The organism is Thermasporomyces composti (genome assembly GCF_003386795.1).
In the GTDB taxonomy this organism is placed as follows: Bacteria; Actinomycetota; Actinomycetes; order Propionibacteriales; family Actinopolymorphaceae; genus Thermasporomyces; species Thermasporomyces composti.
In genome coordinates, this window is the sequence record NZ_QTUC01000001.1 from 536,456 (window position 1) to 548,552 (window position 12,097).

The following is a 12,097-nucleotide window of genomic DNA, read 5'->3' on the forward strand; positions in this document are numbered from 1 at the left end:
CCCCGCCGGACGACCCCTACCGGACCAACCGGACCAGACAGCCCGATATTCCGATCCGCCAACGAGAGTCCGCCAACGAGAGTCCGCCGGGGAGAGAGGCGGCCGACGAGCTGGCCTGGCGCCGCACGGTGAGCGATCACCCGGTCGTCCGGATCAGGACCTCGCGGAGCAGCTCGAGGGCGGCCACGACCGCCGCGCGCCGCACCGCCTGGCGGTCTCCCGACAGCTGGTACCGCCGAACCACCGTCTCCCCCGGTCCCGCACAGGCCAGGTCCACGGTGCCGACCGGCTGACCGCCGTGCGGCTCCGGCCCGGCGACACCGGTGGTCGCCAGGCCGTACGTGGCACCCAGTCGGTCACGCACGCCGACCGCCATGGCCTGCGCCGTCCGCGGGTGTACCGGTCCGTGCCGCTCCAACTCGGCGGCCGAGACCCCGAGCAGCGAGACCTTGAGGTCTGACGCGTAGGCGACCACGCCGCCACGGTAGATCCGCGACGAGCCCGCCCGCGCGGTCAGCGCCGCACCGAGAAGGCCACCGGTCAAGGACTCGGCGGTCGCCACCGTCCGTCCAGCCGCGAGAAGCCGCTCGTGGCACCACGCGGCGAGCTCAGCGCTCTCGTCCGCGGACGTGGTCGCTCCCGTCATCGTGTGCTCGCCTGTCGCAGCCGAACCGCCCGAACGACATAGTCGATTCCCGTCGCGACGGTGAGCACCACCGCCGCGCCCATGGTCACCTCCGCCACGAGTCGGGCCGCCCCCTCCAGGGGTAGCAGGTAGAGGGCGATCGCCACCGTCTGGAGCAGCGTCTTCGCCTTTCCACCGGGACTCGCGGCGATCACGCCGTGCCGGATCACCACGAACCGCACGGCGGTGACGCCGAGCTCGCGGACCAGGACGACCGCCGTGACCCACCAGGGCAGCTCGTTCAGCGAGGACAGGCAGATCAGCGCCGCCCCGACGAGGACCTTGTCCGCGACCGGGTCCGCGATCTTCCCGAAATCCGTGATCAGCGCGCGTCGGCGGGCCAGCTCGCCGTCGACCTTGTCCGTCAACGCCGCGAGGAGGAACGCGCCGAAGGCGAGCAGCCGTTGGCTCGAGCCGCCGTCTACCATCAGCCAGACGAACGGTGGCACGAGCACCAGGCGTAGCGCCGTCAGCGCGTTGGCGACGTTCCACGGCCCAGGACGGCGCTCCGATACCTGCGTCACCCGCCCACCTCGACCCACTGGTGGCCGACTGCTTCTCCGCCGGCCCGTTCGGGGCTCGTCCCGTCGCGGTCGACTGCGGCCGCGATGAGGTCGACGCCTTCGGTGGCGACGACACGCGCGCGCACCACGTCGCCCACCCGCGCGGACGTCACCCCGAGCACCCGCGTGGTGCCGTCGACCTCAGGTCCTTGGTGGGCCGCACGCCCCTCGATCACCACCGACCTCGCACCGCACGCCTCGGAGGTGCCACCGTCGTCGAGACCGCCGTGCGGGGCTCCGTCGACGTCTGTCTCGCCGGGTCCCGCCTCCCCAGGGCCAACGCTCTCGACGATGACGTCGACCACCTCCCCGATCCGGTCCTCGGCCCGCTGCGCCGTGAGCTCGTCGACCAGCGCCGTCACGTGCTGAACCCGGGCTTCGATCTCGTCCTCGTCGAGCTTGCCGTCGAACGTCGCGGCCTCGGTCCCGTCCTCGTCGGAGTAGCCGAAGACGCCCACGACGTCGAGCCGGGCAGCCTCCAGGAACTGGCAAAGCTCCTCGACATCGTCCTCGGTCTCGCCCGGAAAGCCCACGATCACGTTGCTCCGGATGCCGGCGGTGGGGTCCTTGGCGCGGATGGCCTCGATCAGGTCGAGGAAACGCTCCCGGTCGCCGAAGCGTCGCATCCGGCGTAGCACGGTAGGGCTGGCGTGCTGGAACGACAGGTCGAAGTACGGCGCCACGCCCGGTGTTCCCGTCAGAGCGTCGACGAGGCTCGGCCGCAGCTCCGCGGGCTGCAGGTACGAGAGCCGGATCCGAGCCACGCCCTCGATGGCGGCCAACTCCGGCAGGAGCCGTCGCTCCAGCAGCCGGAGGTCGCCCAGGTCCTTGCCGTAGGAGGTGGAGTTCTCGCTGACCAGGAACAGCTCCCGCGCGCCGTGCTCGACGAGCCACCGCGCCTCGGCCAGGATCTCCTCGGGCGGCCGGGACACGAAGGCACCCCGGAACCGCGGGATGGCGCAGAACGTGCACCGCCGGTCACATCCGGAGGCGAGCTTGAGCGGCGCGACCGGACCCTTGCCCAACCGCCGGCGGTACACCCGTGGCCCGCTCGCCGGACTGATCCCCACCGGCAGGTCGGGTGGCGCGAGCTCGGGCGGCTCAGGCGAGACGGCTCCGTGTCCGGGAATCACCGCGCGTGCGTTCCTCCGCTCGACCGGCGTGATGGGGAGCAGGGTCCGCCGGTCGCGTGGAGTGTGCGCCTCGTGCGGTGTGCCAGCGAGGATCGCCTGGAGCCGCGCCGCGATGTCTGGATAGTCGTCGAAGCTGAGAACCGCGTCCGCCTCGGGGAGCGCCTCAGCGAGCTCCTTGCCGTAGCGCTCGGCGAGACAGCCGACCGCGACGACCGCGCGTACGCGGCCGTCCTCCTTCAGGTCCGCCGCCGCCAACAATTGGTCCACGGAGTCCTTCTTGGCGCTCGCCACGAAGCCGCAGGTGTTGACCAGGACCGCGTCCGCCTCGCTCGCGTCATCCACGAGCGTGAAGCCGTTCTCGGCCAGTCGCCCGGCCAGCTCTTCGGAGTCCACCTCGTTGCGGGCGCAACCAAGCGTCACCAACGCCACCGCTGTGGGACGCGTCGCGCGCGTCGAGCCATCGTGCTGCGTCATCGGCGTCCATCTTCGCGTACGAGCGCGCCGTTGACGCAGCCCGGCCGCCGAACATCGTGGGATTGGTTGATTCCTACGAGCGGAGCGCCTCCTGCATGCCGCGTATGTACCCAAGTGCGAAGAGTCGCCCGTACATCGAGTAGCCGGGCTGATCGTTGCTGTCACCCTCCACGGTGGGCACGTGATCGGGCCGAATCGGCCCGTCGAAACCCACCTCGTGGTAGGTGCGCAGACACTCCCACATGTCGGTGGGCCCGTCGTCGTGCCACGTCTCCACGAACTTCTCGGCCGTGCCACGCACGTCTCGGAAATGGACGAAGAAGATCTTGCCTTGCCGACCGAAGTGGCGGATCACCGCGGGCAGATCGTCGGTCATCAGCCGGAAGTTGCCCTGACAGAAGGTGATGCCGTTGACCGGGCTGGGCACGAGGTCGAGCAGCCGCTGAAAGTTCTCGACGCTGCGCATGATCCGGCCGACCCCTCGAACCGGCGAGATCGGCGGGTCGTCGGGGTGCATGGCGAGCTTGACGTTCGCCTTCTCCGCCACGGGCACCACGCGGCGCAGGAAGTACTCCAGGTTGGCCCAGAGCTCCTCCTCACTGATCGGTCCGGCTTCGCTCGGCGGCGCCTGCTCCATGAGCGCGTGGTCGTAGCCGCTCACCAGCGATCCACCGCGCGAGGGAACGGCGGTGTCAGTCCGCAGCCAGTTGAAGTCCGCCATCCACTCGTAGCACCACACGGGGATGCCGAGCCGCCCCATGTTCTCGATGAGCGTGCAGACGGCGTCGATCTCCTCGTCGCGTCCCGGCAGTCCGCGCTTGGTCTTCTGCAGGGGCGGACGGGCCTCGATGACCGCCAGTCGCAAGCCCGCGTTCTCGTAGCGCTGCTTCATCGACAGCAGCGGTAGGTAGTCCCACGGGGCGTCACTGCCGCGGCGGTCGACACCGCTCGTGACAGGCAGTCCACCGACCGCCCACTGCACACCGGCTTGCACGACGAGTCTGCGCAGGGCGTCCGCCTCAGGTCCCGGTGGAACGAACTCCGCGAGCTTCATGGCGTCCCTCCCTACGCGTGGCGCGCGTCGGCCTCAGGCGTCGTGCGTCCACCCGAGCACTCTCGTCGCCTTCTGGCAGTCGTAGAACCCCTCGTGGCGCTCCAGCGGACGTCGAAGTGGAACGTCGGGATAGAACCGGCGATGGAGCTCAGCCGACTCGATGGCGCTCGTCGTCGTGGGCGCGACGATGAAGAAGACCTCGTGCCCGGTGAAGTCGGCGCGCAGTCCGAGCAGGCAGGCCCGCACGCTGGCGTCGAGGTCGACCCAGCCCCACAGGTGCTTGGCCTCCGCGGCGAGCTGGTCCGGCGGAGCCACCTCGCGGGGCGGCGGGCCGGGCCGAATGCCGTGGAACCGCAGACTGGCGATGCGCATGTCGGGGTAGAGCCTGGCCACGGCGTCGGCCTGCTGTTCGCCCAGCCATTTCGACAGGCTGTAGGCGTCCTCGGCGTAGGTGGGGTGTGCTTCGTCGACGGGGAGGTAGTCGTACCGTGGCCGCCGGCTGTAGATGCCGCCGATCGCGTTGATGCTCGACGCGCAGACCACGCGACGGATGCCCACCTCCGCGGCCGCCATGAGCGCGTTGTAGGTGCCGACCACGTTGTTGGCGTGCACGACGTGCGGTGGTGCGTCCCACGGGGACGGCCTGGCCGCGAGGTGGATCAGACCCTCACAGCCGGCCAACCGAGCGCGCAGAGCGTCGTAGTCGGTGACGTCCACAGCGGTGACCGGGAGCGAGGCCGAGGTCCGAGCGGCCGGTTCGGCCACCTTGTCGAGCGCGACGACCTCGTGTCCTTCCGCCGCTGCGGCCGCGACCACGGCCCGGCCGAGTCGTCCACTGGCACCAGTGACGGCGATACGCACCCGCCCACCCCTCTGTGTCTTCGCCTCGGTGTCCCTGTCGGTGTCGCTGTCGGTGTCGGTGTCGCTGTCGGTGTCGCGGCGTTGCCGTGGTGTCGCCCTGTCCTCGCGGTCGACGACCGGGATCGCTTCGCGCTCGGTTCCCTCAGGGCGTCGGAACACGGCCGTGGACCGCGAGCCCGCACGCATCATCCCTGATCCCGCACGAGCGGTCGCGCCGACGGCCGAGGTTGGTCGCCCCTCGACGGCGAGACGGCGGCTCAGCCTTCGCCACGGAGCCGGGCGAGGAGGTCGTCCAGCTCCTCCGGCTTGACCAGGACGTCTCGCGCCTTCGATCCCTCGCTCGGTCCGACGACGCCCCGGCTCTCCAGGATGTCCATGAGCCGGCCGGCCTTGGCGAACCCCACCCGCAGCTTGCGCTGCAGCATCGATGTCGAGCCGAACTGGGTGGAGACGACGAGCTCGGCGGCCTGCAGCACGAGGTCCAGGTCGTCACCGATGTCGTCGTCGATCTCCTTCTTCGTCGCCGCCGACGCGGTGACGTCCTCGCGGTAGTTGGGCTGGAGCTGGCTCTTGCAGTGCTGGACGATCTTGCGGATCTCGGCCTCGCTGACCCACGCGCCCTGGATGCGGATGGGTTTGCTCGCGCCCATCGGAAGGAAGAGCCCATCACCTTGCCCGACGAGCTTCTCCGCGCCTGGCTGGTCGAGGATGACGCGGCTGTCGGCCATGCTCGACGTGGCGAACGCCAACCGGGACGGCACGTTGGCCTTGATCAACCCGGTCACCACGTCGACCGACGGGCGCTGGGTGGCGAGGACCAGGTGGATGCCGGCGGCCCGGGCCAGCTGAGTGATCCGGACGACGGAGTCCTCGACGTCGCGCGGCGCGACCATCATGAGGTCGGCCAGCTCGTCGACGATGACGAGCAGGTAGGGATAGGGCGCGAGGACTCGTTCACTGCCCGGCGGCGGAGTGATCTTGCCGGTACGGACGGCCTTGTTGAAGTCGTCGATGTGCCGGAAGCCGAAGGCCGCGAGGTCGTCGTACCGGCGGTCCATCTCGGACACCACCCACTGCAGCGCCTCGGCGGCCTTCTTCGGGCTGGTGATGATGGGCGTGATGAGGTGGGGGATGCCGTCGTAGGCCGACAGCTCGACCCGCTTCGGGTCGACCAGGATCATGCGCACCTCGTCCGGCGTGGAGCGCATGAGGATCGAGCAGATCATCGAGTTGATGAAGCTCGACTTACCGGAGCCCGTGGCGCCGGCCACCAGCAGGTGCGGCATCTTGGCGAGGTTGGCGACGACGAAACCGCCCTCGACGTCCTTCCCGAGGCCGACCACCATCGGGTGCGAGTCCCGACGGGCGACTGACGAGCGCAGGACGTCTCCGAGACTGACGATCTCCTTGTCGGGGTTCGGGATCTCGACGCCGATCGCCGACTTGCCGGGGATGGGCGACAGGATGCGGACCTCGTTGCTGGCCACCGCGTAGGCGATGTTCTTGCTCAAGGCGGTGACCTTCTCGACCTTGACCGCGGGACCGAGCTCGACCTCGTAGCGGGTCACGGTGGGACCGCGGGTGTAGCCCGTCACCTGCGCGTCGATCTCGAACTGCTCCAGCACCTCGGTGAGCCGCTCGACGATCTTGTCGGAGGCCTTCGTCCGAGGCTTGTGCGGCGACCCAGGAGCCAGCAGGTCGCTCGGTGGGAGAACGTACGTCACGTCACCCGACAGCGCCAGCTGCTCGACCCGTTGCGGGAGAGGTGAGTGCGGCGGAGGTTCCGGTGCCTTGGCCCCCTTGTCGGCGTCCGCCGGATCTGGTGCGGCGTCGACCGTCGCGCGCGCCTCGGTGCCGGACGCGTCGGCGCCGGTCGACCGGGCGCGTTGCGCCTCCTTGCCGGCCAGCACCGGGCTGTCGTACGGCAGGTCGCCGCCGACCGCGTCGTCGGACCCGCCTTGCGTCATGGCGCCGATCCGTCGGCGTGGCCGGGACCGACGCAGCGGCTGAGTCCGCTTGGCGTCCTCGTCGACCAACGTGTCGCCGTTCGCCGAGGAACCGGCCGAGCCAGGGTGGCGGATCCTCGTGTAGAAGTCGTGCACCCGGCTCGACAGCGCGTGCAAGGGAGTGCCGCCCAGGACGAGCACGCCGAAGAGCGTCAACAGCACCAGCAGGGGCGCCGCGACGTACGGCGTGAGCAGATCGGCCGGAAGCGAGGCCATGACGTACCCGATCGCTCCCCCAGCCGGCTCCAGGCTCTCGACCCCGTTCGTCGGGCGCGGGATGCCGTGCCGGATGTGGATGAGCCCCAGCGATCCGCCCAACACCGACAGCCAGCCGATGAGCTGACGTCCGCCGGGTCCGTCGCGGTCCGGATGACGAAGGGTCCGCCAGGCGACCACGAGGAGCAGCAACGGCATCGCCCAGCTCAACGTGCCGACACTGCCGGACACGATGCTCCGTACGACCTCGCCGACCCGGTTGGGCATCTGCCACCAGACCGACGCCGCGACGATCACCGCGACTCCGAGGACCAGCAGACCGACGCCGTCCCGACGGACCTCGGGGTCGACCTCCTCGGTGCCGGAGCCGAGCCGGCGCACGATGCCGCCGACGAGATGGGCGAGACCGAGCCACACGCCGACGACGAGGCGGGCCAGCGCGACACCCGCCCGACTGACCACGCCACTGCCCAAGGGCCGAGGTGGCGGGCGGCGAGCCTGAGGGCGGCGGGTGGCGCCACGGGTCTTGGTCGCGGTCGCCCTGGTGCGGGCGGAACTGGTGGTGCGTGCCTGCCCCCGGCCTACGGACGACGACGTACGGGGCGACATGACTAGTGAGCGTACGGGATCGCCGCTGCGGGCTCACGTCTCACACGCCGTCGCGGCCGAGGGCCCGGGATCGGACGTCACCCGGCGGATCCGGCGTGGTCGCGAGCGTCACCGAGGGGCTCGACGTACGTCAGCTCACGGCCAGCTCACGGCTCGTCAGCTCACGTCAGGTCACCGTTGGGAGCAGGAGTCCTGTCGGCCAGGAGTCACTGTCCGGAGCACGAGCCACTGCGGGAGCAGATCGCCACCCCTTGATCGTTGCCATGACATCAGCGGACGCTCAGAGCCTCTGGAGCTTCTGACCGACCTCAGCCGGACCACGAGGGAGGACGCACCGGCATGGCCCAGACCGACATCGTTGGGACGACCGAACCGCTGGCGTTGGACGACAGCTTCGTGCAAGACCCCTACGCGGTCTACGAGTGGCTGCGCGACGAGGGACCGGCCCGCAAGGTGCTCCTCCCGAGTGGGTGGGGCGTGTGGGTCGTCACCAGGTACGCGGAGGCTCGCGCTGCCCTCACCGACCCACGTCTGCGCAAGGACAGTCGGGTCCTCCAGCGGTACATGCCGGACGCGGCGCCTCCTGAGGATGACTCCTTGGCCCTGGCTTTGCAGGCCCACATGCTCAACTCGGACCCTCCCGACCACACCCGGCTCCGGAAGCTCGTGGGCAAGGCGTTCACCGCCCGTCGGGTCGCGGCGCTGCGACCGCGGATCGAGGCCATCACCACGGAGCTGCTCGACGCGATGGCGGACCTGGACGACGACCCGGTGGACCTGATCGACCACTTCGCCTTTCCGCTACCGATGACCGTCATCTGCGAGCTGCTCGGCGTCCCCGACGGCGACCGACAGGAGTTCCGCGCCTGGTCGACAACCGTTCTGTCGGACGCTCCGGACCAGGAGGTGCGCGCGGCGTCGACTGCGATGGCGGACTACCTCGTCGACCTGCTCGCGGTGAAACGCGCCAAGCCCGCGGACGACCTGCTCACCGGGCTCATCCAGGCGCGTGACCACGAGGACCGGCTCAACGAGCAGGAGCTCGTGTCCATGGTGTTCGTGCTCCTGGTCGCCGGGCACGAGACGACGGTCAACCTCATCGGCAACGGCACTCTCGCTCTGCTCCGCCACCCCGACCAGCTGGCCCGACTCCGTCAGGACCCGTCGCTCGTTCCGGGGGCCGTCGAGGAGCTGCTGCGCTACAACGGACCGGTCAACCTGGCGACGATGAGGTACACGACCGAGCCGGTCCGACTCGGCGATGTGGAGATCCCGGCCGGGGAGTTCGTCCTGGTCTCCCTCGCGTCCGCGAACCACGACGACCGACGGTTCGCGGACCCGGAGCGGCTGGACATCGGCCGCGAGGCGACGGGTCACCTCGCGTTCGGCCACGGCATCCACTACTGCCTCGGCGCGCCCTTGGCACGTCTGGAGGGGGAGGTCGCCTTCCGTCAGCTTTTCGACCGCTTCCCCGGCCTCCGGCTCGCCGCCGCGCCTGCGGAGCTGCGCTGGCGGAACAGCACGCTGATCCGCGGGTTGGTTCGCCTGCCCGTCCACCTGGCCTGATCGCGCCCCGCGGGCAACCTGCCTCGCGAGCAACCCGCCCCGTGGCACGCCGGCCACGGGTGGGCAGGACCACGGTGTGGCGCGCGCCGGCGCGGATGATGATCGACACAGAGGATGATCGGGGAGTGGGTGACGACCCCCTCTCCACCAACGAGTCGAAGGAGCCTCGTGACCGCGGACCCACTCGTGTCACACCTCCGCGCCGCCCGCGCGGCGCGCGCGTTCTCCGGCGCCGCCTGGTCGGTCGGCACCGCGGACGGACCGGTGAGTCGGGGTGTCGTGGGCACCCTGTCCTGGGATGGTCCGCCCGTCGCCGACGACACCCTCTGGGACCTCGCGTCGCTCACCAAGCCGATTGTCGGGCTCGCCGTCATGGCGCTGCTCGAGCGAGGACGGATCGCCCTCAGCGACTCGGTCGAGATGCACCTGCCGGACTATGCCGGGACCGAGGTAGGCGGTGTGACGGTCTGGCACCTGCTGACCCACACCGGCGGAGTGCCCGGGCACCAGCCGCTGTGGCGAACGCACTCGAACCGGTCGGGCATGCTCCGTGCGCTCCGCGAGCTGCGCCTGCAGAGTCCGCCGGGCACGCGGGTCGCCTACTCCTCCCCCGGTTTCATGATCCTCGGACTGGTCGCCGAGGCCGCGGCCGACCAACCGCTTGACGAGCTCGTCCGCCAGACGGTCACCGAACCGGTGGGGATGCCGGACACCGGGTTCAACCCTCCGCGCGACCGGTGGGCGCGGACCGCCGCCACCGAACGGTGTCCGTGGCGGGGGCGGGTCGTGCAGGGCACCGTGCACGACGAGAACGCCCACGTCTTCGGCGGTGTGGCCGGGCACGCCGGGCTGTTCTCCTCCCTCGGCGACATGGAGCGGCTCGCGCTCGCTCTGCTGCGTGGTGGCCGGACGGAGGCTGGTCGTCTCCTGGACGCCCACACGCTCCACGTCATGACCAGCCCGGCCACCGATCACCTCAACGAGCGACGGTCGTTGGCCTGGCAAGGAGTCGACCGGCTCGCGGCGGCTCCGGGCGACCTGCTCAGCGCCCGCGCCTACGGGCACACCGGCTTCACGGGGACGAGCGTGTGGGTGGACCCGGAGCTGGACTTCTACGCGGTACTGCTCACCAACCGCGTCCACCCGACCCGGGACTCGCCGCAGATCGCGACGGTTCGGGCGAGGTTCCACAACCTCGCCGTCCTGCGGACCCGACGTCAGCCCTGACGGAAGACCAGCCGAGCGGTTCGGTACAGCGACGCCACCTGCCAGGCCACGACGATCAGCGTGGCCAGGCCGACCAGGCTGACCGGGGTCGATGCCGCCATCATGTCGAGCGCCCGGGCCGGGGTGAGCAGGTTCATCGCCACCGAGCTCGCCACGACGGACGCCACGGCGACACCGCACACGGCGACGAGGGCGACGACGACGGGACGGACCGGCCGGCGTCGCCGTGCGGTCCAGGTCACCGAGGCGAGTCCCGCGACACCGCCCAGCGCACCGAGGATGCCGAACCCGTCGGTCAGCGTCGACAGCAGGCTGACCAGCCGGCTCGACGGCTCGGATGGCGACATCGCCGCGCCGGCCGGTGGCCACAGGCGCCAGGAGAGCATCCAGGCCAGCGTCAGCGCCGGCATCGAGAGCGCGAAGAGCGTCGCGGTCCGCCCCGCCTGGGCCGCGAGGAGCTCAGGACGATACGCCGCCGCCACGTCAGCAGGTGGGCCGGCGTCGGCGACCGCCCGGCGCTCGGCGTCGTGAGCGGACAGGCCCGCCCTTCGGTACGCGTGTGCGGCGTCGTGCAACCCGTCGGCCAGCTCGGCGAGGACGTCACGACGGAGGCCGCGGGGTCCGGGTAGATCCTTCGCCACCTGGCGCACGTACGCGCTGATGACGCTCACGCGTGGCTCCCGAGGGCCTCGCCAATGACCTTGGTGAAGTGTCCCCACGCGTCCCGCTCCCTGGCCAGGGCGAGCCGTCCAGCGGGGGTGAGCGCGTAGGTGCGCCGCCGCCGTCCGCCGACGACATTCCACTCGCCGCTGATGTACCCGGCCCGCTCGAGTCGGCGCAAGGCCGGGTAGACGCTGCCGGTGGGGGCATCCAGGGCCCCGCCGCTGCGGACCTGGAGCGACTCGATGATGGCATACCCGTGGAGGGGGCCGTCCTCGAGTGCGGCCAAGAGCAGGGCGTCGAGGTGGCCGCGGACGAGGTCGATCTTCACGACTCGCAGCGTAGCCCGTCGAACCGGTCATAACGCGGCCCGAGCGCGAGGTCAGGGTGCGCTCAGGGTTGCCCTGACCGCCGGCCCGGGGCGGGCCAGGGGCGTTCCGGATGCATGCGTAGGCAGCCAACGCATAGGGTCGTCGGCGTTCGTCATGAGGGAGGAGTTGTGACACCCGCCGCTAACCTCGCCGCCGCGGACGCCGTCTCATCCACGCAGTCCCCCACGGGACCGCGCGCCAGCCTGTGGACACTGCGCGTCATCGTGTCCCTCCACGCGCTGTTCGCCCTCGCTCAACCGGTGCTGGCGGGTGCGTACCTCAACGGCGAGTTCGACGCCCTCAGCTACCACGGGATCAACGCGGACCTCGTCATCTTCTTCGACATGGTCCAGTTCGTCGTCGCGGTGATCTACTGCTGGGCCGGGAAGGGCTCGGGTCTGCCGGCTCTCCTCTCCGTCGCGCTGTTCTTCGCCGAGGGTCTGCAGATCGGCATGGGCTACGAGCGCAACCTCTTGATCCACATCCCCCTCGGCGTCGGCATCGTCGTGCTGCAGCTCGCGCTCGCCGTGTGGGTCTGGCGCGCGAAGGCACGGAGACCGAGGAGCTGGGGTTTGCGCGCACGGCCCTCCAAGGCGCGCGCCCAGGCGCGTCCTCGCCCGTAGCGTTCCCCGCCCCGGGCCTCGACCATCGCCGGACTGTCAGCTCACATCG

General features: G+C 70.6%; 11 protein-coding genes. 3 read left to right on the forward strand and 8 right to left on the reverse strand.

The window, feature by feature from the left end:
- Positions 1–136 precede the first annotated feature (136 nt).
- From DFJ64_RS02335 to DFJ64_RS02360, 6 genes are all read right to left on the reverse strand, one after another.
- The gene (locus DFJ64_RS02335; RefSeq protein WP_115848941.1) at positions 137–646 is read right to left on the reverse strand and encodes a CinA family protein; all 510 of its coding nucleotides are present in this window, start codon (positions 644–646) and stop codon (positions 137–139) included.
- Positions 643–1,209, reverse strand: coding sequence for a CDP-diacylglycerol--glycerol-3-phosphate 3-phosphatidyltransferase (gene pgsA / locus DFJ64_RS02340; protein ID WP_211310466.1), 567 nt, complete (start codon positions 1,207–1,209; stop codon positions 643–645). Before pgsA ends, DFJ64_RS02335 begins: the two co-directional genes overlap by 4 nt.
- Entirely contained in the window at positions 1,206–2,855 is a 1,650-nt protein-coding gene (rimO, locus tag DFJ64_RS02345; protein WP_115848943.1) for a 30S ribosomal protein S12 methylthiotransferase RimO, read from the reverse strand. Before rimO ends, pgsA begins: the two co-directional genes overlap by 4 nt.
- A 73-nt stretch (positions 2,856–2,928) precedes the next feature.
- Entirely contained in the window at positions 2,929–3,909 is a 981-nt protein-coding gene (locus DFJ64_RS02350) for a mannonate dehydratase (RefSeq protein ID WP_115848944.1), read from the reverse strand.
- A gap of 33 nt (positions 3,910–3,942) precedes the next feature.
- Entirely contained in the window at positions 3,943–4,770 is an 828-nt protein-coding gene (locus DFJ64_RS02355) for an NAD-dependent epimerase/dehydratase family protein (RefSeq protein WP_211310467.1), read from the reverse strand.
- A 257-nt stretch (positions 4,771–5,027) separates the two neighbouring features.
- Positions 5,028–7,601, reverse strand: a complete 2,574-nt coding sequence (locus DFJ64_RS02360; RefSeq protein ID WP_115848945.1) for an FtsK/SpoIIIE family DNA translocase — start codon at positions 7,599–7,601, stop codon at positions 5,028–5,030.
- Positions 7,602–7,940: 339 nt separating this feature from the next.
- On the opposite strand from DFJ64_RS02360, the gene DFJ64_RS02365 reads away from it, so the two are divergent.
- A complete protein-coding gene (locus DFJ64_RS02365) occupies positions 7,941–9,167 on the forward strand; it encodes a cytochrome P450 family protein (protein WP_115848946.1) in 1,227 nt (408 codons plus the stop codon).
- A gap of 168 nt (positions 9,168–9,335) precedes the next feature.
- The gene (locus DFJ64_RS02370; protein ID WP_245940916.1) at positions 9,336–10,394 is read left to right on the forward strand and encodes a serine hydrolase domain-containing protein; all 1,059 of its coding nucleotides are present in this window, start codon (positions 9,336–9,338) and stop codon (positions 10,392–10,394) included.
- Here the strand turns inward: DFJ64_RS02370 and DFJ64_RS02375 are convergent.
- Complete coding sequence (locus tag DFJ64_RS02375; protein WP_115848948.1) at positions 10,385–11,065, reverse strand: permease prefix domain 1-containing protein; 681 nt, start codon at positions 11,063–11,065, stop codon at positions 10,385–10,387. The genes DFJ64_RS02370 and DFJ64_RS02375 overlap by 10 nt on opposite strands.
- The gene (locus DFJ64_RS02380) at positions 11,062–11,385 is read right to left on the reverse strand and encodes a PadR family transcriptional regulator (RefSeq protein ID WP_115848949.1); all 324 of its coding nucleotides are present in this window, start codon (positions 11,383–11,385) and stop codon (positions 11,062–11,064) included. The genes DFJ64_RS02375 and DFJ64_RS02380 overlap by 4 nt, the downstream gene beginning before the upstream one ends.
- 168 nt (positions 11,386–11,553) lie before the next feature.
- Between DFJ64_RS02380 and DFJ64_RS02385 the strand changes: the two genes are divergently transcribed.
- A complete protein-coding gene (locus tag DFJ64_RS02385) occupies positions 11,554–12,048 on the forward strand; it encodes a hypothetical protein (RefSeq protein WP_115848950.1) in 495 nt (164 codons plus the stop codon).
- The last annotated feature ends 49 nt before the right edge of the window (positions 12,049–12,097 follow it).